At 73.6% G+C, this 21,888-nt stretch carries 24 protein-coding genes; 14 read left to right on the top strand and 10 right to left on the bottom strand.

Annotated features, from left to right (window positions below; translation table 11 throughout):
* Positions 1-190: 190 nt before the first annotated feature.
* The 6 genes from ABT084_RS27725 to ABT084_RS27700 all read left to right on the top strand — a co-directional run bounded on the left by ABT084_RS27725 (position 191) and on the right by ABT084_RS27700 (position 4,560).
* Positions 191-1,084 carry a C40 family peptidase gene (locus ABT084_RS27725; RefSeq protein ID WP_351049331.1) on the top strand — a complete coding sequence of 298 codons (894 nt, stop codon included), beginning with the start codon at positions 191-193 and terminating at the stop codon, positions 1,082-1,084.
* 64 nt (positions 1,085-1,148) lie between these two features.
* Entirely contained in the window at positions 1,149-1,523 is a 375-nt protein-coding gene (locus ABT084_RS27720; RefSeq protein WP_351049328.1) for a hypothetical protein, read from the top strand.
* Between the two features lie 149 nt (positions 1,524-1,672).
* Entirely contained in the window at positions 1,673-2,383 is a 711-nt protein-coding gene (locus ABT084_RS27715; RefSeq protein WP_351049325.1) for a response regulator transcription factor, read from the top strand.
* Positions 2,380-3,822: a sensor histidine kinase gene (locus ABT084_RS27710; RefSeq protein WP_351049322.1), complete on the top strand. Its 1,443-nt coding sequence runs from the start codon at positions 2,380-2,382 to the stop codon at positions 3,820-3,822. The genes ABT084_RS27715 and ABT084_RS27710 overlap by 4 nt, the downstream gene beginning before the upstream one ends.
* A 121-nt stretch (positions 3,823-3,943) precedes the next feature.
* Complete coding sequence (locus ABT084_RS27705; protein ID WP_351049319.1) at positions 3,944-4,354, top strand: hypothetical protein; 411 nt, start codon at positions 3,944-3,946, stop codon at positions 4,352-4,354.
* On the top strand, positions 4,351-4,560 hold the full coding sequence (locus ABT084_RS27700; protein ID WP_351049317.1) for a hypothetical protein: 210 nt from the start codon (positions 4,351-4,353) through the stop codon (positions 4,558-4,560). The genes ABT084_RS27705 and ABT084_RS27700 overlap by 4 nt, the downstream gene beginning before the upstream one ends.
* A 45-nt stretch (positions 4,561-4,605) precedes the next feature.
* Here the strand turns inward: ABT084_RS27700 and ABT084_RS27695 are convergent, their stop codons facing one another.
* Both ABT084_RS27695 and ABT084_RS27690 read right to left on the bottom strand, forming a co-directional pair.
* The gene (locus ABT084_RS27695; protein WP_351049314.1) at positions 4,606-4,959 is read right to left on the bottom strand and encodes a hypothetical protein; all 354 of its coding nucleotides are present in this window, start codon (positions 4,957-4,959) and stop codon (positions 4,606-4,608) included.
* A gap of 121 nt (positions 4,960-5,080) precedes the next feature.
* Entirely contained in the window at positions 5,081-5,590 is a 510-nt protein-coding gene (locus ABT084_RS27690; protein WP_351049311.1) for a mycothiol transferase, read from the bottom strand.
* A 275-nt stretch (positions 5,591-5,865) separates the two neighbouring features.
* Between ABT084_RS27690 and ABT084_RS27685 the strand changes: the two genes are divergently transcribed.
* The 3 genes from ABT084_RS27685 (at position 5,866) to ABT084_RS27675 (ending at position 8,616) form a co-directional block, all read left to right on the top strand.
* Positions 5,866-6,378 (top strand): hypothetical protein, encoded by a 513-nt coding sequence (locus tag ABT084_RS27685; RefSeq protein WP_351049308.1) that lies wholly within the window; start codon positions 5,866-5,868, stop codon positions 6,376-6,378.
* A 40-nt stretch (positions 6,379-6,418) separates the two neighbouring features.
* Positions 6,419-7,255 carry an undecaprenyl-diphosphate phosphatase gene (locus tag ABT084_RS27680; RefSeq protein WP_351049305.1) on the top strand — a complete coding sequence of 279 codons (837 nt, stop codon included), beginning with the start codon at positions 6,419-6,421 and terminating at the stop codon, positions 7,253-7,255.
* A gap of 74 nt (positions 7,256-7,329) precedes the next feature.
* A complete protein-coding gene (locus tag ABT084_RS27675; protein ID WP_351049303.1) occupies positions 7,330-8,616 on the top strand; it encodes an FAD binding domain-containing protein in 1,287 nt (428 codons plus the stop codon).
* Between the two features lie 317 nt (positions 8,617-8,933).
* Here ABT084_RS27675 and ABT084_RS27670 read toward each other — a convergent pair whose 3' ends face one another.
* The gene (locus tag ABT084_RS27670) at positions 8,934-9,773 is read right to left on the bottom strand and encodes an alpha/beta fold hydrolase (RefSeq protein ID WP_351049300.1); all 840 of its coding nucleotides are present in this window, start codon (positions 9,771-9,773) and stop codon (positions 8,934-8,936) included.
* A gap of 285 nt (positions 9,774-10,058) precedes the next feature.
* Here ABT084_RS27670 and ABT084_RS27665 point away from each other — a divergent pair, with 285 nt between their 5' ends.
* Positions 10,059-10,385, top strand: coding sequence for a DUF6968 family protein (locus tag ABT084_RS27665; protein ID WP_351049297.1), 327 nt, complete (start codon positions 10,059-10,061; stop codon positions 10,383-10,385).
* A gap of 9 nt (positions 10,386-10,394) precedes the next feature.
* Here the strand turns inward: ABT084_RS27665 and ABT084_RS27660 are convergent, their stop codons facing one another.
* Together ABT084_RS27660 and ABT084_RS27655 are read right to left on the bottom strand one after the other, a co-directional pair.
* Entirely contained in the window at positions 10,395-11,441 is a 1,047-nt protein-coding gene (locus ABT084_RS27660; RefSeq protein ID WP_351049294.1) for an aldo/keto reductase, read from the bottom strand.
* A gap of 35 nt (positions 11,442-11,476) precedes the next feature.
* Positions 11,477-12,919, bottom strand: a complete 1,443-nt coding sequence (locus ABT084_RS27655; protein WP_351049291.1) for a hypothetical protein — start codon at positions 12,917-12,919, stop codon at positions 11,477-11,479.
* Between the two features lie 177 nt (positions 12,920-13,096).
* Here ABT084_RS27655 and ABT084_RS27650 point away from each other — a divergent pair, with 177 nt between their 5' ends.
* Positions 13,097-13,906: a GntR family transcriptional regulator gene (locus ABT084_RS27650; protein WP_351049288.1), complete on the top strand. Its 810-nt coding sequence runs from the start codon at positions 13,097-13,099 to the stop codon at positions 13,904-13,906.
* Positions 13,907-14,040: 134 nt separating this feature from the next.
* On the opposite strand, the gene ABT084_RS27645 is transcribed toward ABT084_RS27650, so the two are convergent.
* A complete protein-coding gene (locus ABT084_RS27645; RefSeq protein ID WP_351049285.1) occupies positions 14,041-14,457 on the bottom strand; it encodes a VOC family protein in 417 nt (138 codons plus the stop codon).
* A 70-nt stretch (positions 14,458-14,527) separates the two neighbouring features.
* Positions 14,528-15,787, bottom strand: a complete 1,260-nt coding sequence (aroA, locus tag ABT084_RS27640) for a 3-phosphoshikimate 1-carboxyvinyltransferase (protein WP_351049282.1) — start codon at positions 15,785-15,787, stop codon at positions 14,528-14,530.
* 351 nt (positions 15,788-16,138) lie between these two features.
* On the opposite strand from aroA, the gene ABT084_RS27635 reads away from it, so the two are divergent.
* On the top strand, positions 16,139-17,527 hold the full coding sequence (locus tag ABT084_RS27635; protein WP_351049279.1) for a S53 family peptidase: 1,389 nt from the start codon (positions 16,139-16,141) through the stop codon (positions 17,525-17,527).
* A 79-nt stretch (positions 17,528-17,606) separates the two neighbouring features.
* Here the strand turns inward: ABT084_RS27635 and ABT084_RS27630 are convergent, their stop codons facing one another.
* Positions 17,607-18,233 carry an alpha-ketoglutarate-dependent dioxygenase AlkB gene (locus ABT084_RS27630; RefSeq protein ID WP_351049277.1) on the bottom strand — a complete coding sequence of 209 codons (627 nt, stop codon included), beginning with the start codon at positions 18,231-18,233 and terminating at the stop codon, positions 17,607-17,609.
* Positions 18,234-18,366: 133 nt separating this feature from the next.
* Here ABT084_RS27630 and ABT084_RS27625 point away from each other — a divergent pair, with 133 nt between their 5' ends.
* Positions 18,367-18,987, top strand: a complete 621-nt coding sequence (locus ABT084_RS27625) for an L-threonylcarbamoyladenylate synthase (RefSeq protein WP_351049274.1) — start codon at positions 18,367-18,369, stop codon at positions 18,985-18,987.
* Positions 18,988-19,023: 36 nt separating this feature from the next.
* On the opposite strand, the gene ABT084_RS27620 is transcribed toward ABT084_RS27625, so the two are convergent.
* Together ABT084_RS27620 and ABT084_RS27615 are read right to left on the bottom strand one after the other, a co-directional pair.
* Positions 19,024-19,656: a TetR/AcrR family transcriptional regulator gene (locus ABT084_RS27620; protein ID WP_351049272.1), complete on the bottom strand. Its 633-nt coding sequence runs from the start codon at positions 19,654-19,656 to the stop codon at positions 19,024-19,026.
* On the bottom strand, positions 19,653-21,167 hold the full coding sequence (locus tag ABT084_RS27615; RefSeq protein WP_351049269.1) for an MFS transporter: 1,515 nt from the start codon (positions 21,165-21,167) through the stop codon (positions 19,653-19,655). The genes ABT084_RS27620 and ABT084_RS27615 overlap by 4 nt, the downstream gene beginning before the upstream one ends.
* 291 nt (positions 21,168-21,458) lie before the next feature.
* On the opposite strand from ABT084_RS27615, the gene ABT084_RS27610 reads away from it, so the two are divergent.
* Positions 21,459-21,887, top strand: a complete 429-nt coding sequence (locus ABT084_RS27610) for a guanyl-specific ribonuclease (protein ID WP_351049267.1) — start codon at positions 21,459-21,461, stop codon at positions 21,885-21,887.
* Position 21,888: the final 1 nt, after the last annotated feature.

The following is a 21,888-nucleotide window of genomic DNA, read 5'->3' as shown; positions in this document are numbered from 1 at the left end:
CCGTGCGGGCGGCCCGGGCCCGGCCGTCCCGGGGGCGTTTCCCGGGGGTTTCCCGTTTCCCACCTGCACGGGCGACGCGTGGCGCCTCGACAGGGGCCCCGGCCGCGCCCCAGTCTCGAACCACCGCAGCCGGTGACCGCATTCGGTCCACCACGCCTGCGGCGGTACGACGAAACGGGGGAACAACCACATGCGCTCCATCCTCACGAGAGCGAAGCGGTCCGCGGTCATCGCGGGCATCCTGGCGGTCTGCGCCGCCGGGGCGGTCGCCTCGCCCGCCGCGGCGGCGGCGCCCGCGCCGGCGGTGGCGGTGTCGGCCCGCCCCACGCAGGCCGAAGCCGCCTGCGGGGTCCTGGCGACGGGGGCCTCGGCCGCGGCGGAGGCCGCGGTCCGGGCGGCCTGCACGCAGATCGGCGTCTGGTACACCTGGGGCGGCGGCCACGGGCCGCAGCCGGGCGCCACCTACGGCCAGGTCGACCCCACCGACCCGGCCAGCGAACACGACCCGGAACGCATCGGGTTCGACTGCTCGGGCCTGGTCCGCTACGCCTACGCCCAGGCCACCGGGCAGGACATCCTGGCGGGGAACGCGAACAGCCAGTACCACTCGCCGCGCGTCACCTCCCGCATCCCGGCGTCACAGGGCACCGGGGCACTGCTGCCCGGCGACCTGCTGGCCTGGGGCGGCGACAACTCCATACACCACATCGCCCTCTACCTCGGCGCCGGAAAGATGGTCCAGGCCAAGCAGTCCGGCACCCACGTGATGGTCAGCAACCTGACGACGGGCGGGGACTACAACGGGGCGGTGCGCATCAGCGCCTCACCGGGCCAGGGCACCAACTTCTCCACCTGGGGCACGGACGTGTGGACGCACACCGAGCCGTCCACGACGAGCCCGCGGGCCGTCAAGTTCCCCGGCCCGACCCGGGTCCGCATCAGCTGCCAGAAGCACGCCCAGTGGGTGGACGCCGAGGGCTACCACAACGACGCCTGGTCGTACCTGCCGGACTACCAGGCGTGGATCACCAACATCTACATCCAGGGGCCGGCCTGGCTGGACGGCGTCCCGACCTGTCAGTGACCCGCCCGTCCTCCCACCACACGGTTCGTCAGCAAAGTCATCAGAGTCACCAGAGGAGTTCGCAGTGAACGCACGCAAGAAGCTCGCCGTCCTGGCCGCCTCCGGCACCCTGGCGCTGGGCCTGGCCGCCACGGCCGCCCCGAGCGCCTCCGCCGCGGCCACCGGCTCGTGGCACGGCTGCCCGTCCGGCGCGGTCTGCATCTACCCGCAGGACGCCGGGTGGAACAACGACAGCCCCAGCCTCACCTACTACAGCTACGGGGCGCACAACCTCTCGAACCAGTACGGCAACCACTACATCGCCAACAACCAGACCGGGGGCGCCACCATGCGCACCTGCACGGGTTACAACGGCACCGGCTGTCAGGGCTACCTGCTCGCCGGGACCTGGATGATCAAGGACCTCGGCCCGATCAACTCGATCACCCTCCAGCCGTAACCCGGCCGCTCCGCCCCGACGCCGCTGCCCCCGGGAATCCCCCCGGGGCAGCGGTGCGTCGCCACGCCCTCCGCCCCCGGGTTCCTGGCGGCCGCCGTCCCGTGAGAGGGTCGGGCCCGGCCCGGACGGCGGCCGTACGAGGAGGCAGGGTGAGCGGGGACGTACACGCGGGCGTGGTGCTGGTGGCGGACGACGACGCCGCCATCCGCCGCTCGCTGGAGCGGGGCCTGCGCCTCAGCGGCTTCACCGTGCTGCTCGCCGAGGACGGGACCGCCGCCCTCGACCTGTTCGCCGAGCGGTCCCCGGACGTCCTGGTGCTGGATGTGTCCATGCCGGGCCTGACCGGCACCGAGGTCTGCCGCCGGCTGCGGGCCCGGGGGGACGAGACGCCCGTCCTGATGCTCTCGGCCCTCGACGAGCTGGCGGACCGCGTCGCCGGTCTCCAGGCCGGGGCCGACGACTACCTCGTCAAGCCGTTCGCGCTGGAGGAACTGGTGCTGCGGCTCGGGGCCATCCTGCGGCGGCGGCCACAGCGGCCCCCCTCGGAGGTGCTGCGGGCCGGCCCGCTGGTGATCGACCAGGCGACCCGGCAGGTGCACCAGGACGGCATCGAGATCCACCTCACCCGCAGGGAGTTCGAGCTGCTGGTCCAGCTGGTGCGCAACGCCAGGATCGTCCTCACCCGGGACCAGCTGCTGGACCGTGTCTGGGGCTACGACTTCGAGGTGCGCACGGACGCCGTCGACACCTTCGTCAGCTATCTGCGCCGCAAGCTGGAGGAGGGCGGGCGCCCCCGCCTGATCCACACCGTCCGCGGTGTCGGCTTCGTCCTGCGCGTGCCCGAGGAGAGCGGTCCGTGAAGCTCGCCACCCGGATCGCGCTCTCGGTGACCGTGATCGTGCCGCTGCTGGTGCTCGCCGCGGGCCTGCTGGTCCTGGGGCTGGTCAGCCGCGACCTGCACCACCAGCAGGACACCCGGCTGCGGGACCTGGCCGCCGCCTCGCTGCCCGACGTACGGACCCTGCTCACGGCCGAGAAGAACCGCCGGCCCAAGGTGGAGCAGAACCAGCACCGCAGGGTGCTCGACGCCGTCCTCGACGCGGGGATCCTGGTCCGGTCCGGGGACGGGACCGAGGTCCTGGCGGGCGGCCCGCAGCCCGCCGACGCGGCGCGGCTGCCCGACGCGACCCCGGACGGGCCCGTCACCGTACGGGCCAAGGGACACGCCTGGCGGGTGCTGACCGTCCCCGTGGCCGGGCCGGCCCCGGGGACGCTCTGGCTGTTCACCCCGGCCTCGGCGACCGACCCCCAGCTGACGGCGGTGCGCGGGCGGGTGCTGCTGGTCGCCCTGCTCTCGGCCCCGGTCTCGGGCCTGCTCGCCTACGCCCTCGCCGGGCGCGCCACCGCCTCCGTACGACGCCTCAGCCGCCGGGCCGCCGCGCTCGACCCCCGGGCGGGGGCGGCGGCCTTCACCACGGCTCCCGTGAACATCGCCGAGGTGGACGAGCTGTCGTCCGCCATCGGCCAGCTGCTCGCCCGGTACGAGGAGCAGGCGGCGCGGACGGCGCAGGCGCTGGACACCGCCCGGTCCTTCTCCGCCGCCGCCTCGCACGAACTGCGCACACCGCTGATGAGCATGCGGACCGACCTGGACGTCCTGGCCGCGCACCCCGACCTCTCCCCCGGCGAACGGGCCGAGGTGGTGCGGGACCTGCAGAGCGACCACGCCCGGCTGCTCGAACTGCTCACGGCGCTGCGGATGCTCGCCCGCGGCGATCTCGTGGAGGTGTCCGCCTTCGGTCGGCTGGACCTCGCCGAGCTGGTGGACACGGCGGTCGGGGAGATCACCCGGCGCCACCCGGGGGCGCGCGTGAGCACCGCGCTCCCCGCGGAGCTGCCCGTCTTCGGCTGGGACGCGGGGCTGATGATCCTGCTCGCCAATCTGCTGGGCAACGCCGTGGTCCACGGGCACCTGCCGGACGAGCCGCCGGGGATCACCGTACGGCTGCGCGCCGAGGGCCCGTACGCCGTGCTCACCGTCGACGACGAGGGGCCCGGCATCCCGCCGCAGGAGCGCGAAGCGGTGTTCGGGCGCTTCCACCACCGGCCCGGCAGTCCCGGGTCGGGGCTCGGGCTGACGCTGGTCGCGCAGCAGGTGGCGCTGCACGGCGGCACCGTCGCCATCGGGACGCCGCCGGGTGGCGCAGGCGCCCGGATCGAGGTGCGCCTGCCGCTCGCGGGCGACGCGCCGGCCCCGGCGCTGCCCGCGCGGCGCGACTGGATCTCCCGGGCCGACTGAGCCGTCCCGTCTCCTTGGACGCGGACTCACAAAGAAACCACAAAGACGCCCTCTAGCGTCCTGTCCGGCTGGACCGCCCATGAGCCGGCCGTTGTACGCACGCACTCGAGGAGATACCACCATGCTCGCGAACCGCAAGACCGCCGCCGCGATCGGCGCCGTGGCGCTGGCCGGGGCGCTGCTCTCCGTCGCACCCGCGCAGGCCGACACCACCGCTCCGGCGAAGCCGGGCAAGACCGCGAAGTCCGCGCCGAAGGGCGACGGGTCCAAGGAGATCTGCAAGCGGCTTCCGAAGACCAGGACCCGCATCGACGCCGCTATCACCCGCCTCGGCGGCGACGCGACCGTGAACGGCTCGGTCGCGCGGCTGGAGCAGCGCGTCGCCAACGCCAAGAGCGCGGGTCACACCGAGATCTACACCTACCTGAACGACCGCCTCACCGCCCGCAAGGCCCTGCTGCCGACCCTGCAGAAGCGTCAGGGCGACCTCAAGGCCGTCAGCACCTGGTGCGCCGCCCAGGACTCCAAGTGACCGTGCGCCGCCGCGCCGCCGCCGCGCTCGCCGTGGCGGCCGTGGGGACGGCGCTGCTGCTCACCGGCTGCGCGCCGGACACGAGCGCCCGTCCCGCGTCGGAGCAGTCCGCCGACAAGGCCAAGCAGGCGGAGATGCAGCAGAAGCTGGACGACGCCGACAAGGCGGCGGCCGACGCGGACAGCGACGCGGCCCAGAACAACTGAGCCGCTCCGCCGGCCGGCCCGGGTGCGTGCGCCCGGGCCGGTGGTTCAGCCCGCCGCGGGTGCGGCGGCGGGCGCCTCGTCGAGTTCCCACCCGTGGCGCTTGAACTCCCGTACGAAGTCGGGGTGGTCCTCCCACTGGCGGGCCACCCCGCGCAGGACGTCCCAGTGCTGCTCGACCGACTGGTCGATGACGCGGCGCACCGCCGGCTCGGCGGTCGGGCGCTGCTCCAGGAGCCCCTTGACCGCGGAGGCCTCCAGCACGGCGTTGCGCAGCGCGCGCAGCGCCCGCGAGGTGTCGTCCATGCCGAATCCGCTGTCGCTTCCGGTCTCCGCGGCGAACAGCGGGGTGAGGCGCGCCTCGATGAACGCGGTGATCCGCTCGAAGTGCCGTACATCCATCGGAAAACTCCCTCTCCTGCCGCGCTGGGCGACGGACCGTGTGTCAAGGCCCAGTTCTATCAGCGCGCCCGCAGGCCGCCGCACCGCGGGTCCGGGCGTACGGACGCCACGGTCGGCGGTTCTAGCGGCGGCGCAGTACGCCCCGTACGAAGGCGGCCTGTCCGGCGTGCTGGAGGTCATCGCTCAGCACGCTGACCAGGCGGGCCCCGAGGGTGACCGGCGGGTCCCAGCGCTCGTCGACCACCCGTTCCAGGTCCGCGGCGGTGAGGCCGCGCAGGAAGGTGACGGTCTGCTGGTGCACGGCGTCGTAGTACCCGAGCAGCAGCGCGTCCGAGCCGACCAGGACGGCGCCGACCTGCTCGGAGGTCTGGCCGTATCCGGTCGCGTCGGCGGGCAGCGGCAGGCCGAACCGGTCCGCCCATCCCCCGGCGGTCCACACCTGTTCCAGCTCCGCGACCTCGGCGACGTGGTCGTCCTGGACGCGGGTCAGGTGCCACACCAGCCAGCCGATCGAATTCGCCTGATCGTCGAGGCGTGCGGCCAGTTCGTCGGCGGAGAGCCCCTCGACGCTCTCGTGCACGACCTCCTGGATTCGTCCGTACGCGTCGGCCAGTAGCTCCGTGGCCTTCATGGATCCTCCTCGCCCCTGCTGTACCGGCGCCACCGGACCGGCGGCCGCCGCCCGGCCACCATGCACGCCCCGCCGCCCGCGGGGCCGCGACCGACACGCCGGGGCGCCGCACCGGGGCCCGGGCCGGGCCGGACCGGGTCACATCCGCGTCCCCGCGCTCTGGCGCTCGTACAGCCCCCTCGGGCACCATCACATCGCACACGCACCGCACCAGCACCGCACCAGCACCGCACCCGCATCGCCTCCCCTCGCCTCATCGAACCGGAGGAACCACCGTGCGCGTACGTCCTCTGCTCAGCGTGCTCGTCCTCGTTTCCGCGGCCCTGACCGCCCCCGGCTTCGGCGTCCTCACCTCGGCCACCGAGGCCCAGGCCGCTCCGGCCAAGATCAGCCACGCGACGGCGACGTCGATGTTCCGGCAGGTGGGCATCACTTGGTCGTCCTCCGGCAACTGCTCCGACCGCACCAACGCGACCTGTACGTCCTTCGATCAGCTGAACCTCGCGACGGCGCAGGCCGCGCAGGTGCTCAAGCGGGCCAGCGGCTGCGCCCTCAACATCACCGGCGGGACGGAGACGGGCCACGCGAGCGGCACCTACTCGCACTGGAACGGGTACAAGATCGACCTGACCAAGGGCACCTGCGTCGGGAACTACGTCAAGAACACCTTCGCGTACATCGGTCTGCGGGGTGACGGTGCGCCGCAGTGGCAGTCCGGGTCGGGCAACATCTATGCCGACGAAGGCAGCCACTGGGACGTCCTGTATTACAACTGCGGCGGGTGTTGATGCCCGCGCCCCTTCCAACGACACCTCGAGGGTGATGTACGTGAGCGCGATCAACATCGGTCAGGCCGTGATTCTGGGCGTGGTCGAAGGAGTGACGGAGTTCCTGCCGGTCTCCTCCACCGGACATTTGAAGATCACCGAAGGTCTGATGGGGATCCCCGTCGACGACAAGAGCGTGGTCGCGTTCACGGCCGTCATCCAGGTGGGCGCCATCGCCGCGGTGCTCGTGTACTTCTTCAAGGACATCGTGCGGATCGTCTCCGCGTGGGGGCGGGGCCTGCGGAACAAGGAGGAGCGTTACCACCACGACTACAAGTTCGCCTGGTGGGTCATCTACGCCACGATCCCGATCGTGGTCGTCGGGCTCGCCGCCAAGCCCCTGATCGAGGGGACGTTGGCCTCGCTGTGGGTGGTGGCCGGATCCCTGATCGTCGGCAGTGGCCTGATGTGGGTGGCGGACCAGATGGGCCGGAACAAGCGCGGCGAGGACGACACCTCGCTCAAGGACGCGATGCTCGTGGGTTCCTCGCAGATCCTCGCGCTGCTCTTCCCCGGTTTCTCGCGTTCCGGCGCGACCATGTCGACCGGTCTGATCCTCGACCTCGAGCGGGTCGCGGCGACGCGCCTGTCGTTCTTCCTCGGCATCCCGGCCCTCACCGGCGCGGGTCTGTATGAGCTCAAGGACGCGGTCGGCGCCGGAGTGAGCGCCGCCCCGCTCGCGGTGGGGACACTGGTGTCCTTCGTGGTCGCGTACGCCTCCATCGCCTGGCTGCTGAAGTTCGTCGCCAAGCACTCGTTCAACGCCTTCGTGGCCTACCGCGTGGTCATCGGCCTGCTGCTGTTCGGCCTGCTGGGTACGGGCGTCCTGCACGCCTGATCCGGCCGGCAGGCGTGGGGCCGCGGTCCGGTGGGCAGGGTCAGCCTCCGGTGCACTTCCTGGAAGGAGCGGTTATGCGAGGCGGCGCTGCGGTCGCGGTCATCGGCGGGAGCATCGCGGGCTGTGCGTTCGCCTCGGCGGCCGTGCGGGCGGGCGCGGGTGAGGTGGTGGTCCTGGAGCGGACCCTTGGGCGGCTCCAGGACCGCGGGCTGGGACTGTGCGTCCACGACGAACGGGCCGCCGAGCTGACGGCCACCGGGGCGCTGCCCGCCGGGATCGCCGCGCACCGGCTGACGCGGCGCCGGTGGGTGGTCCGGGACCCGTCCCGCGCGGCGTCCTCGTCGTCTTCCGCCTCCCCGTCGCCTTCCGCCTCCCCGTCCGTGTCCGGGCGGGTGATCTGGGAGCAGCCCTTCCCCTTCCACTCGTACCACTGGGGTTTGCTGTGGCGCGGGTTGCGGGACGGGATGCCCGCCGCCGTGGACTACCGGCAGGGCGAGTCGGTGACGGCGGTCGCCCGGAGCGGCGAGCGGGCCGAGGTGCGCTTCGGGCACGGCGGGGTCGAGCGCTTCGACCTGGCCGTCGGCGCCGACGGATACCGCTCGGTCGTGCGCCGGACGGTCTGTCCCGAATCCCGTCCGCACTACGCGGGTTACGTCTGCTGGCGGGGCAATCTCGACGCCCGCGGGGCGGCGGCGCTGGATCCGTCGGGCGGGGCGTGGGACGACGCGGTCACCACCGTCTGTTTCCCCGGCGGGAGTTGTGTGGTCTACCGGATCCCGGGGCCGGACGGGCCCCGGGTGAACTGGGTGCTGTACGCCACCCCGCCGCGGGACGGGCTCGGGCTGCGGCTCGATGATCCGACGAGCTTCCCGGCCGGGCGGCTGAGCGCGGAACTGGCCGCGCATCTCGCGGCGTTGCTCGCCGAGGAGTTCCCGCCGTACTGGGCCGCCGTGCTCTCGCTGACGGAGCCCGAGGACACCTTCGTCCAGCCCATCTACGACCTGGAGACCCCCCGGACCACGGCGGGGCGGTTCCTGCTCGGCGGTGACGCCGCCACCGTGGTCCGGCCGCACAACACCAGCGGAGCCGCGAAGGCCCTGCAGGACGCCAGCGCCTTCGAGGCCGCGTGGCGCGCGTCCGGCTCCTGGGAGGGGCTGCTGCGGGGGTACGAGGAGGCTCGCGGCCCGGCGGGCCGGCAGATGGTCGCGCTGGCCCGCAGGCTCGGCCGGGCCCAGGTGGAGCGGACGCCCGACTGGGCCGCGATGAGCGAGGGTGACGTGGAGTCCTGGTGGCGGGAGCAGCTCGCCGGGGCCGCGGGGATCGGCGGCCAGTCGATGGGCCCGGCGGAGCGGACTCCCTGAGCCGCGGGGGCCGCCGGGACATCCCGGCGGCTCACCCGTCGGCTCACCCCTTCGGGGGAAAGAGCCGCCGTCGGCCATCCGGGCGGGGCGCCGCCCCCGAAGCAAGGGGCGCGGTGCGACCGTCGTGGGACGCGCCGCGGGACGGGCGGGCGGGGAGTGTGTCCTCACTCCGGCGCCGACGCCCGGCCCGGTGGAACCGCGCGGGTGACGGTTGTCGGCACCGCCACCCGCGCGCCGGGACCGCCACGGCGTGGCCGGGCGTGGTGGCCGGATGAGCTGGGCGGTCGAGGTGGCCGGTCACCGGGTGGGGGCGTCGGTCATCCCAGGAACGCCGACGTGGCCGCCACGAACCTCGCGGGGTCGTCCAGCCACGGGTAGTGTCCGGCGCCGGACTGCACGACGAGCCGGGCGTCCGGGAAGAGGTCGGCGACCTCGGCCATCGCGCCGGGCGGCGAGTTCAGGTCGAGCTCGCCGGCGAGCACGAGGACGGGCGCCGCGTGCCGGGCGAGCGCGGGGCGGGTGGCTTCGGGGTCGAAGGCGCCCTCGGCGCCGAACGCGGCCGCGGCCTCGGCGTTGCGCCGGCCGTCCGCCGCCCGTTGATGGGCCCGGGCCGTCTCGTCCCAACGGCCGTACCAGAAGGGTGCGATGGCCTGCCAGGCGTCGGCGCCGGGCCGGCCCGCGACGATCGCTTCGAGGGCTTCGAACGCCTCGGGGAACCAGGGTTCGTCCTTGCGCAGCAGCGCCGTCGCGCGCCGGGCGTCGCCGGTGACCGGGATCCCGACCGCCGTGACGCTGGGGGTGATCAGCGCGAGCCTGGCGACGCGCTCCGGATGCCGCGCGGCGTACAGCACCGCCAGGTTCGTGCCCGCCGAGTGCGCGAGCAGGTCGACGCGCCCGAGGCCGAGGTGCTCGCGCAGGGCGTCGACGTCGTCGACGAGCCGGTCGCAGCGGTAGGAGCCGTCGTCCCGTGGCCGGGCCGACCGCCCGGTGCCGCGCAGGTCCAGCACGATCAGCCGCCGGTGCGCGGCCAGCCCGCCGAGGTCGCCGAGGTACGCGGAGTCCTCCATCGGCCCGCCGGGCAGACAGATCAGCGGCGGGCCGTCGCCGGACACGTGGTAGGCCAGCCGGGTTCCGTCGGACGCGCAGAAGGTGGGCATCCCGGAACCCTGTCACCGGCCCCGGGGCCGGGCAAGCGGATTTGGCGAGGGGCCCCGGCCGCGCGGGCCGCGGCGCGGCCGTCCGGACACGCCGACCCGTGCGGGCCGTCTGACGTGGGACTTCGACGACAGGCCCGGCTGGGGGAACCAGATATTCCGCTTTTCTGGAGTACGGTCGTCGGCATGGGTGGCCACGGCCCCCTGCCCATGCCTCCGGCGAGCAACCGCAGACATACCTCCGGGCTCCGCGAGCCGACGACCCGGAGGAGGATCACAGGAGCGACCATGCCCGACAGCGACACCCTCGGTCCCGTCATCGCGTACCGCACGCTCGAGGCGGCACCGGAGAGCGGCGCGTCCTTCACCGTCTCCCTCCAGCTCGGGACGCCGCGCCCGGACGGCGACCCGGACGGGGACTGGATCTGCCCCTGCCGGATCGAGGGCCTGGACGATTCGGCCGTCTACGAGATCCACGGCGTGGACGGCCTCCAGGCCGCCAGCATCGCCATGAGCGTCCTGCAGAGCCAGCTCGAACACGCCGCCCGGGCGGGCGGCCTCACCTTCACCTGGGGCGGCGAGAGCGGCCTCACCGCCGCGCAGACCTCGCCGTAGGCCGACGGCCTACGGGAGCGGGGCGCCGCGCGCGGTGAGCCAGAGGGCGTACCACTCGTCGTGGGTGAGGTCCGGGTCCCGCCGCGCGGCGTCGCGGCAGGCGTGGATCCGCTCGGGGCGGCCGGTTCCGACGACGGGGGCGATCCGGGCCGGGTGGCGTTGCAGCCACCAGAGGACGATGGTCTCCGGTGTGGTGCCCTTCGCCTCGGCGAGCGAGCGCACCAGGCGCGCCGTCGCGCGCTGCTCCTCGGTCTCCTCCCGCCCGGTGAAGCGGCCCTGGGCCAGGGCGCCCCAGGCCTGCAGGCGGACGTCGTGGGCCGCGCAGTATTCGAGGGTTCCGGTGGGGAAGCCGTTCGCGGCGGCGGCCGCGGTGTTGACGAGGACTCCGTCCTCCACCCAGTCGCGCCGGTCCAGGCTCATCTCCAGCTGGTTGACGACGAGCGGGAAGTCGAGGTGGTCCTGGAGCCCGGCGATCTGGGCCGCGTTCATGTTCGACACGCCGAAGGCGCGGACCAGGCCCTGCCGCCGGAGCGAGGTGAGCGCGGCGGCGACGTGCCGCGGATCGGCCAGGGGGTCGGGGCGGTGCAGGAGCAGGACGTCGATGACGTCGGTGCGCAGGCGGCCGAGGCTCTCCTCGACGCGCTGGAGGATGGCCGTACCGCGCAGGTCGTAGTGGCCGGGCCGGTCTCCGTCGGCCAGCCGGATGCCGCATTTGGTCTGCAGCGTGACGCGTTCGCGCAGGCCCGGTGTGCGGCTCAGCACCTCGCCGAAGACGGCTTCCGCCTTCCCGTGCCGGTAGATGTCGGCGTGGTCGAACACGCTGATCCCGCTCTCCAGGGCCGCTTCGATCACCGCCTCGGCCTCGTCGATGTCCGCGGGTCCGTACGGGTCGGTGCCCCAGCTGCCGCCGAGAGCCATGCATCCGTACACGACGCGGGCCGTGTCGACTCCGTCCGGAGCCGTGTCCCGCGCCGGGCCGGTGGCCGCCGCGGCCTCGGCGACTCCTGCGTCCCCTGTGTCCCCTGCGTCCCCTGTGTCCCCTGTGTCCTGTGGCATGGCGCCCACCTTACGTCCGGCCCCCGCGGCGCGGCTCAGCCGGTGAGGGGGCCGTCGGCGAGGGCGCGTTCGAGCTCCTCCACCCCGTGGATCAGGTCGCGGTTGAGTGCCTCGTCGGCGGCGAAGTCCCGGGTCATGTCGACGTAGTAGCCGTCGGGCAGGGTCGATTCGGCGCGCGAGAGGTCCGCGCCGAGTGCCCGCAGCCGGCCGATCGCTCCCCGGGCCGCCGTCTCGGCCGGCGCCAGCGCGCGGTGCAGACCGCCGTCGGCGAGCGCGCCGGAGGCGGACACGGTGTAAGCGGCGCGCAGGGCCCGGCTCAGCGCCGAGGCGCGCAACCGGCCCAGGGCGAGGGACAGTTCGATGCCCTCGTACGAGACCTCGACCGACGAGGGCTCGTCGCGCTCCAGCCAGGACGCGAGGTTGTCCGCGCGGCGCGGAGCGTCACCGGCCGGGCCGCACACGGCCTCGAAGACGGCGCTCGCCCGGCTGACGTCCCGGGCCAGCGCGGCGGCGTACGCCCGGGCGTCGGCCGCCGGGAAGTCGACCCCGGAGTCCCGGTACCACGATGCCTCGGCGTCCTTGCGGAACCGGTCGGTGTGGAAGGCGAACAGGGCGCCGAGGCGCGCCGCGGCCAGCTCGGCCCGGGGGACGTACGCGCGCACACGGGCCCGGTGGCCTTCGTCGCGCCCGGCCAACTCGGCGGCGTAGCCGCGCAGCGGGGCCCCCGGTCCGTGGCCGGGGCCGAGCGCGGGGGCGGGCGGCACGGGGGCCGCGCCGGGCGGGACCGGGAGCCGCGGGTCGACCGCCCAGGCCCCCGGGAAGGCCCGCGCGAAGCCGGCGTACGGGCCGCGCTCCCCCTCTCCCCCGGCGTCGAGCCCGGCCAGCCCCGCCTCCAGGTCCAGCGCGCCCGCGAGGACGGCGGCCAGCTCGTCCAGGGTGGCGGTGAGCCGGGCGGTCAGCGCGTCCTCGGTGGGCTCGCCGAGCAGGCGCCCCACGGAGCGCAGGGTCCGGTGGACCTTGCTCGCCGGCAGGAGCAGTTCGTAGCCGATCCCGCCCGGGGCGTACGAGACCGCGGTCAGCGCGATCACCCGGCGCGGGCGGGGTCCCAGAGCGGCCAGCCGCTCGGCGACCGTCTCCCACGCGCCGCACACGGGCAGCGCCCGCGCCCCGGAGGGCAGCAGCGGCGCGGCCGGCCCCACGGCGTCGGCCGGGACCGGGGCGGTCCGCCGCTCCAGTCCGCCGAGAGCGACCCGGTGGGTCCAGGCCCGCAACTCCCGGGCCCGGTCGCGATGACCGCTCTCGGCCGCCGGTGCCCCGTCGGCCGCCACCCGGGCCCGGGCCGCGGCCATCGTGTCCTGCGCGAGGCACACCGCCTCGAGCGGGCCGGCGCCCCGCGCGAGGAGGAGCGCGACCAGCGGCGCGGTCAGCGCGCGGTAGAACGCGCCGAACTCCACCACCGGGTCGTGAGATCCGTCCAACACCCCTCCCCCCGGGCCGGAAACGGGTTCCACGCTACCCCTGGGGCGGCCGGGGCCGGGGTCCGATCCGGCCAAACCCGTTCGGTTGCCGGACACCTACTCACCGAAAGGTATAGACCACTGCTACGTTGGTTCAGCAGACCGCGCAGTCCTTGACCACCCGTCCGAGGAGAAGCCATGCCCTCCCCTTCGCGGGGTGACGGCCCCGCCGTCATGCCCAAGTACCAGCGGATCGCGGCAGCGCTGCGGCAGGAACTGGAGCGCACCGCCGACGGCGCTCCCGGCGCCACGCTGCCCTCCGAGCGCGTCCTGGCCGCCCGCTACCAGGTCAACCGGCAGACCGTCCGGGCCGCCCTCCAGCACCTGCGCGAGGACGGCCTCATCGTGACCGGCCGCCGCGGCACCCGGCCGGTGCGGACGGGACCGTCCGGCGCCGGCGACGCCGGCGCGACGCCGCGCATGTCTCCCGCGGGCCCTGCCGCGTCGGCGGCCCGCAGCCACAACTGGCTGACCCACGTCACCGTGGCGCCCTCGATCGCCGCCGTGCTCTCCCTGCGCGGCGGGGAACGCACCCTGGTCCACCACCACCGCGCGCTCGGCCCCGGGGGCGGGATCCTGCACCACGCCGTGACGTACCTCTGCCCGGCCACCGTGGCCGGGACCCCCGAACTGGCGGGCTACCGCGACCGCGACGCCATCGCGGTCCGCGACGAGGACCTGCGGCCCCTGCACCGGTGGCTGGAACACACCGCGGCCACCGCCCGGACGGCCGAGACGATCACCATGACCCGCACCACGCACCCGTCGGCCCGGACCGGCCCCTCGGCCGGCGCCCCGGCGGCCCACCCGGCCTGCGGGCTGACCGTGCGCCGCACCCTGCACGACACCACCGGACGACTGCTGGCGGTCACCGACCTCGCCTATCCCACCTGGGACCGCCTGACCTTCCACCGCGACCTCCCGGCCCCGGGGTTCGTGATCACGTAGTGCGTGTTCCCGACGTCCGACCCGCCGTCCCTTCCCCAGACCGCGGCGACCAGCTGCACACGGTCGTGGCCATCGACACGACCGACGGACGACGGGCCGGACCGGGGCATCACCTGGTCCGGCCCGTCGGTACTTCAGCTCTCGTCGCGCGTGGGCCAGATGAGGCCCTGATCGGTCCAGATGACACCCTTGTTGCGGCAGAGGCAGAAGGGGTGGCCGACGGGGTCGGTGTACACGCTGAAGCCGTAGCCCTCGGGGTCGATGTGCTCCCGCTGCAGGGTCGCGCCGAGAGCCAGGACGCGGTCCTGTTCGGCCGCGATGTCATCGACCTCGAAGTCGAGGTGGAACTGCTTGGGGTGCTCGCTGTCGGGCCACTGCGGGGCGCGGTAGTCGTCCACCCGGTTGAAGGCGAGTTCGAGCTGGCCGAACCGGATGCCGGCCCAGTGCTCGTTGCTGTCGTCCTTGACCGGGAGCCCCAGCACCTCCGAGTAGAAGGCTGCCAGCTTCATCGTGTCCGGGCAGTCGACGATGAAGTCAGTTAGTCGTATCACGCCGCGATCTTGCCACACGATCATTCGAGCCGCCGTTGAATATCCCGGACGCCATGAGACCGGCACGGCCCTACGCGGGCAGGAGCTCCTCGCGCAGCGCCGCGAAGGCGGCGTGGAAGCCGGGGAAGGTCTTGCGGACGCAGCCGGGGTCGTCGAAGGTGATGCCGGGCGTGCGCAGCGAGGTCACGGCGAAGGACATCACCATCCGGTGGTCGCCGTGGGTGGCGATCTCGGCGGGGCTCGGGACGCCCGGGGTGATCTCGATCCAGTCCCGTCCGGTGGCGACCTCGATCCCCAGGCGCCGCAGGTTCTGCGCGCAGGCCTCCAGCCGGTCGCACTCCTTGACGCGGGTGTTGTACACGTCCTCGATGCGTACGGGCCCCGACGCGAAGGGCGCGATGGCCGCCAGCGTGGGCATCGTGTCGGAGATGTCGCGCATGTTGACGGTCAGGCCGCGGAGTTGCCCGGCGGCGGCGCCGGTCACGGTCGTACGGTCGCCATCCGTCCGCACGGTGGCCCCCATGCGTTCCAGGACCTCGACGAACCGCAGGTCTCCCTGGAGGGCGCCGTGGCCCAGGCCGGGAACGGTGACCTCGCGGCCCGTGAGCGCGGCCGCCGCGAAGAAGTACGTCGCGGTCGAGGCGTCCGGTTCGACCGGGTAGGCGGCGGCGCGGTACCCGCCGGGCGGGACGGTGTAGACCCTGCCCTCCGGGGTGTCCCGGCGGCCCACCTCCACCCCGAAGGCGCGCATCATGGTGGTGGTGATGTCGACGTACGGCTCCGAGACCAGCCGGGTGACCGTGATCCGCAGTCCCTCCGCCGTCAGCGGGCCCAGCATCAGCAGGGCGGTGAGGTACTGCGACGACTCCCCGGCGTCCAGGGTGAGTTCGCCGCCCTTGACCCCGTGCGCGGTGACGGTCAGGGGGTGGTGGCCCTCGATGTCGTCGTGCCGTACGTCGACCCCCAGGGCCCGCAGCGCCCGGGTGAGGGGGGCCACGGGGCGGCGGCGCATCTGGGCGGAGGCGTCGAACCGGTACGTGCCGCGGGCCGCGGCGGCCACGAGCGTGGGCAGGAACCGGGCGGTGGTCGCGCCGTCGCGGCAGTACACCTCCGCTTCGGCGGCGGCCGGCCCCTCCGGGCGCCCCTCGATCGTCCAGGCCGCCGCCTGCCGGGTGACGCGGTAGCCCAGGGCGGTCAGTCCCTCCGCGAAGCCCTCGGTGTCGTCCGAGTGCAGCGGGCGCAGCAGGGTGGTGGTCCCTTCCGCGGCCGCCGCGAGGAACAGCGCCCTCGCGGTGATGGACTTGGAGCCTGGGATGTCGGCGATCGTCACGGGGGCCTCTCCGGTGCGGGTGTCCGTACGGCGCCTCGGGTCCGTACGACGGTGTGTTCATGAGCATGTGTTCACGACGGTGTGCTCACGAAGGAGATCCTGCCCGGACCGGCGTCGCGGCGGCGGAGCCTTCCACCCGTTGGACGCTCCCGCGCGCCGCGCCCTGTTGGCCACCCCCGCGCGTATGGCTCTGGCCAAGATTGTGGCGGGCTTCTGCCGCGAAGCGTCAAAGAACAGCTCGCCAAGCAAAGCATTCGGCATCAAGCGACAAACCTGGTTGTCCTGTGCATGACCTCCCGATGTGATCACGGCAGCCGTCCCGTGCGGCGTCACTCCATCCGAGGAGCACTCATGCGCACTCCCCACACCCGGTCCCGCGCAGCGGTCGCGCTGGCCGGGGCCACCGCCCTGGCAGCCGCCGCGCTGGTCACCACCCCGCTCACCGCCGCCGCTCAGGCCGGCGCTCCCTCAACCTCCGTGAGCGTCAAGCCCGTTCCCGCGATCGCCGGGCACCAGCTGATCCGCGCCGTCGGCAGCCCGATGACCACGGAGCAGTGTCAGGCGCAGTGGAAGATCGCCTGCTACGGCCCCTTGCAGTACCGCCAGGCGTACCACCTCGCCCCGCTCTACCAGGCGGGCATCACCGGCAAGGGCCGGACGATCGTGATCGTGGACTCGTTCGGTTCGCCGACGATCCAGCACGACCTCGACGTCTACAGCAAGCAGTTCGGCATACCGAGCAGCCGGGTCGAGGTGGTCAAGTGGGGCAAGGTGCCGCCGTGGGACCCGAAGAACGCCGACATGACCGGCTGGGCGGGCGAGTCCACGCTCGACGTGGAGATGGCGCACGCGATGGCGCCGGACGCGAAGATCGTGCTGGTGGAGACGGCGGTCGCGGAGACCGAGGGGGTCACAGGCTTCCCGGAGATGATGTCCGCCGAGAAGGCGCTGATCGACCGGGGCATCGGCGACGTCATCACGCAGAGCTTCGGCGCCACCGAGAACACCTTCCCGGGCTTCGACCAGGGCGACTTCTCCAGCCTGAAGAACCTGCGGTACGCGTTCAAGGACGCGGCCGCCCACGACGTGACGGTCCTCGCGTCCTCCGGTGACGGCGGCGCGACGGACAGCACCGCGGACGGCAGCGGCACCTACCCGATGCGGGTCAACTCCTGGCCCTCGTCGGACCCGCTGGTCACCTCCATCGGCGGGACCCAGCTGCACCTCGACGACCAGGGCAACCGGCTCAGCCCGGAGAGCGTCTACAACGACTTCGGCGCGGGCGGCGGCGGCCAGTCGCACGTGTTCGACCGGCCGGACTTCCAGAACGGCGTGCGCGGCACGGTCGGGAACCGCCGCGGCACCCCCGACATCTCGATGGCGGCGGCCGTCAACGGCGGGGCCTGGGTGTACTCCAGCTTCGACCCGACCGCGGTCGGCTGGGACGTCTACGGCGGCACCAGCGAGGCCGCCCCGCTGTTCTCCGGCATCGTCGCCCTGGCCGACCAGGCGGCGGGCCGGCGGATCGGCGACTTCAACGACGCCCTGTACGCGCTGTACAAGCACGAGGGGTACAAGCCCTCGGGCGGCCTGGTGGACGTCAACGACGGTACGAACAACACGTACGCGGGCGTCACCGGCTACACGGCGGTGAACGGCTACGACATGGCGACCGGCATCGGCACCATCGACGCGTCCCGCTTCGTCCCGGCCCTGGTCCGGGAGAGCCGCCACCACTGACCGGCGCCCTGCCGGGTTCCCCGGCGGGACCGCGGCGGCGCGCCCACCCGACGAGCGTCGGTGGGCGCGCCGCCGCGCCTCACCTCACCCCCCGGGTACGGAACTGGACGCTGATCCGGGGGCCGACGGCGCGGGCGGTCTTGGGGATCGCGTGCTCCATCGTCCGCTGGCAGGAGCCGCCCATCACCACGAGGTCGCCGTGCCCGAGCGGCAGCCGCAGCAGGGTCGGGCCACCCCCGCGCGGGCGGATGACCAGGTCCCGCGGGTCCCCGACGGAGACGATCGCGACCATGGTGTCCTCGGTGGCGGAGCGCCCGGTGCGGTCCCCGTGCCAGGCGACGCTGTCCCGGCCGTCGCGGTAGAGGCACAGCCCGGCGGTGACGAAGGGCTCGCCCAGCTCGGCGGCGTAGTGCCGGGTCAGCGCGGCCCGGGCGGCGGTGAGGACGGGGTGCGGCAAGGGGGCGTCGGCCCCGTAATAGGCGAGCAGGCGGGGCACCTCCACCTCGCGGTCGTACATCTGCCGCCGCTCGGCCTGCCACGCCACGTCGGCGGCCAGCCGTTCGAACAGGGCGTCCGCCCCGGTCAGCCAGCCGGGCAGGTGGTCGGCCCAGGCCCCGGCTCCCAGCGCGGTCCGCCGCAGGCCGCGGAGCGGGCCGAGCGCCGTTTCGTCGCTCTGGTCGAAGAGGGATCCCTGGAGGGCGTGCATGGTGCCAGCATACCGCGCTATCCGAACACCTGCTCGATTACGCGGGTCGCCCCCGATCGGCCCGGGTTACCCGAACGGGCGGTCGCCCGCCCGCGCCCGCGTGCGGGCGCTCCTGATCACGTACGCTCGGCGGATGGCGAAGTATTTCGATGTGCACCCCGAAAACCCCCAGCAGCGCACCATCGGCAGCATCGCCGACAGCATCCGCGGGGGCTCGCTCGTCGCGTACCCCACGGACTCCTGTTACGCGTTGGGCTGCCAGCTGGGCAATCAGGACGGCGTCCGCCGGATCCGCTCGATCCGCGATCTCGACGACCGTCACCACTTCACTCTGGTGTGCCAGAACTTCGCGCAGCTGGGCCAGTTCGTCCACGTCGACAACGACGTCTTCCGCGCGATCAAGGCGGCCACCCCCGGCAGCTACACCTTCATCCTGCCCGCGACGAGGGAGGTGCCGCGCCAGCTCCAGCATCCCAAGAAGAAGACGGTCGGCGTGCGCATCCCCGACCACGTCGTCACCCAGGCACTGCTCGCCGAACTCGGCGAACCGCTGCTGTCGAGCACGCTCCTCCTGCCCGACGAGCCCGAACCGATGACCCAGGGCTGGGAGATCAAGGACCGCCTCGACCACGTCCTCGACATCGTCGTCGACTCGGGCGAGTGCGGGACCCTGCCGACCACGGTCATCGACTTCTCCAGCGGCGAGGCCGAGATCGTCCGCCGCGGCGCGGGTGACCCCAGCCGGTTCGAGTAGGAATTCGAGGAGGAAGAGGAGGCGGCGCGGGGCGGCTCAGTCCTCGCCGTCGACCAGCCGCTGGAGCCCGGGGGCGTACAGCTCCGCGAGCCGCTCCGGCGGCGTACGGGTTCCCGCGCCATCGGGCCGGTGCAGGCTCAGGGTGGCACCCAGCCCCAGCAGCTGACCCGCGATCAGCTCGGCGCGCAGCTCCCGGTCCGGGCCGGTCAGGGAGTCGGCCAGCCGGCCGGTGACCTGCGCGCGGAAGCGCTCGCGCAGCAGGGTGCGCTCGTCCTCGTTGCCGAGGGAGAAGACCACCCGCAGCAGCGGGTCACCGCGCAGCTCGTCGCGCAGCCGGACCATGGTCAGGACGAGGTGTCGGCCGAGCGCGTCCGGGGCCGCCGCGAACAGGGCGTCCGCGGCCGGGCCGAAGTCGGCGACCGTGTTGAACAGGCGCTCCTTGCTCCCGAACCGCTTCACGATCAGGGACGGGCTCACCCCCGCGGCGGCGGCGATGCCGCGCAGGGTGACCTCGGCGTAGGGGCGCAGGGTGAAGGCGCGGCGGGCGGCGCGCACGATGGCGTCACGGCCGGTCCCCGCCTCGGGGCCGACGGGGGATCCGCTCCCGGCGTCCGCGTACGCGTCGGCGTCCGCGTCGGCCGCCGGGGCGGGGTCCTCGGTCGCGTTCATGCGGTCTCCGGGGCAGCGCACGGGGGCTTCGTCATGGCGACGGTACCCGCCGGGCCCGCGGGCCGCGCCGTCGGCAGGAAGAGGGTCACGACCAGAGCGGCGAGCGCCGCTCCGGCCGCGATGAGGAAGATCAGCAGGTAGGCGTGCAGGGTGGGCGCGCTGCGCCCGCCGACCGTGAAGGTGACGTGTGCCAGCACGGCGGCCACCACCGCGCTGCAGCAGGCCTGCCCCACCGACCGCATCAGGGTGTTCAGCCCGTTCGCCGCGCCGGTCTCGGTCACCGGCACGGCCCGCATGACGAGCGCGGGGAGGGCCGAGTAGGCGATGGCGGTGCCGGAGGAGACCACGGTGGCGCCCGCCACGATCAGCCAGAGGCTGTGGCTGGTGAAGAAGCGGACGACGTACCCGAGGGCCATGACCGCGGCGGCGAGGGCGAGGGCCGTCCGGGGACCGTACGCGGCGGACAGCCGCGCCGAGACCGGGGAGAGCGCCACCATGGACAGGCCGCCCGGCAGCAGGCACAGCCCGCTGACCACGATGGAGGCGCCGAGCCCGTAGCCCGTGCTCGTCGGCTCCTGCACCATCTGGGCGGTCACCAGCGAGTTCGCGTAGAAGGCGAAGCCGATGAGCAGACCCGCGATGTTCGTCAGAAGCACCGCCGGGCGGGCCGAGACGCGCAGGTCCACCATCGGGGAGGCGGTGCGCAGTTCGTAGCGGCCCCACAGGAGTGCGATGAGCAGGGACCCGCCGAGCAGCCCGAGCGTGCGCGCCGAGGTCCAGCCCCAGTCGGCGCCCTGGGTGATCGCGAGCAGCAGTCCCACGAGGGTGGCGGCGAGGCCGAGGGTGCCGAGGACGTCGAAGCGGCCGGGGGTGCGCAGGGGGGATTCCGGCACGATCCACAGCACGAGGACCAGGTCGAGGGCGCCGAGGGCGGCGGAGGCCCAGAACATGGTGTGCCAGTCGAAGTTCTCGACGACGACGGCGGCCACGGGCAGGCCGATCGCGGCGCCGATGCCGAGCGTGGAGCTCATGAGGGCGATGGACGGCAGGATCCGCTCGGGCGGGAGTTCGTCGCGGATGATGCTGATGCCGAGGGGGATGACGGCGAGGGCGGCGCCCTGGAGGGCGCGGCCCGCGATCAGGACGCCGATGTCGGAGGTGACCGCGCAGAGCACGGACCCGGCGGTGAGCACGCCGAGCGAGGCGAGCAGCACGCGCCGCTTGCCGTACATGTCACCGGCCCGGCCGAGCACGGGGGTGAAGACCGCGCCGGTCAGGAGGGTGATCGTGACGAGCCAGCCCGCCGCGCCGGGGGTGGAGCCGGTCAGCCGCGGGACGTGCGGGAGGAGGGGCACGACCAGCGTCTGCATGACGGCGACGACCGCGCCGCAGAAGGCGAGGACGGGCACGATCAGCCGGGGCGCGGGTCCGGCTGCCGCCGGTGCGCCTGCCGGTCCGGGCACCGCGACGGGTACCGCTTCGGGTATCGGATCGGGCGGCACGGCGGGCATATGGCTCCAGTCGGCGGCCTCAAGGGCCCGTGGGGGGGGGTGCACAAGCGTTCACCCCCACGGTAAACGCTTGTGCACCCCCTCGTGCACTCCCTTGCGCACCCCCTTGCGCAACCCCTCCCGCACCTCCTCGCGCACCCCTGTCTCCCGCCCGGCCCGAGAGTCTCCACACCCTCCGGCTGAAACTCCGGGGACACTTGACCCGCGGTGATCGACGGGTGGGTTAACAGGCAGGAAATTGAGGCCAGTTGGCATTGACGGTGGTAGCTCTACGCGCGTCACCATGGGCCCATGAGAATCCCCCCGCGCCTGGTCGCCCTCGGTGGCGCCGCAGCCGTGTCCCTCGCCCTCCTCGTCGCGCCGACCGCCTCGGCCGTCTCCTCCGCTCCGCCCGCCGCAGCCGCCCCGGCCCTCTCGGGCGCCTCCATCACGGCCGTCGGTACGGTCTGTTACTCCGCCCTGCCGTCCCAGGCCCACGACACCCTCGACCTCATCGACGCGGGCGGCCCGTTCCCGTACTCCCAGGACGGCGTCGTCTTCCAGAACCGCGAGCACCTGCTGCCGAGCCACACCACCGGGTACTACCACGAGTACACGGTCATCACCCCGGGCTCCCCGACGCGCGGCGCGCGCCGGATCATCACCGGGCAGCAGACGAACGAGGACTACTACACCGCCGACCACTACGCGAGCTTCCGGCTCGTCAACTTCAGCTGCTGAC

This window comes from Streptomyces sp. NPDC002138, from assembly GCF_040296485.1.
Lineage (GTDB): Bacteria > Actinomycetota > Actinomycetes > Streptomycetales > Streptomycetaceae > Streptomyces.
This window is presented reverse-complemented; position numbering and strand designations above follow the sequence as displayed.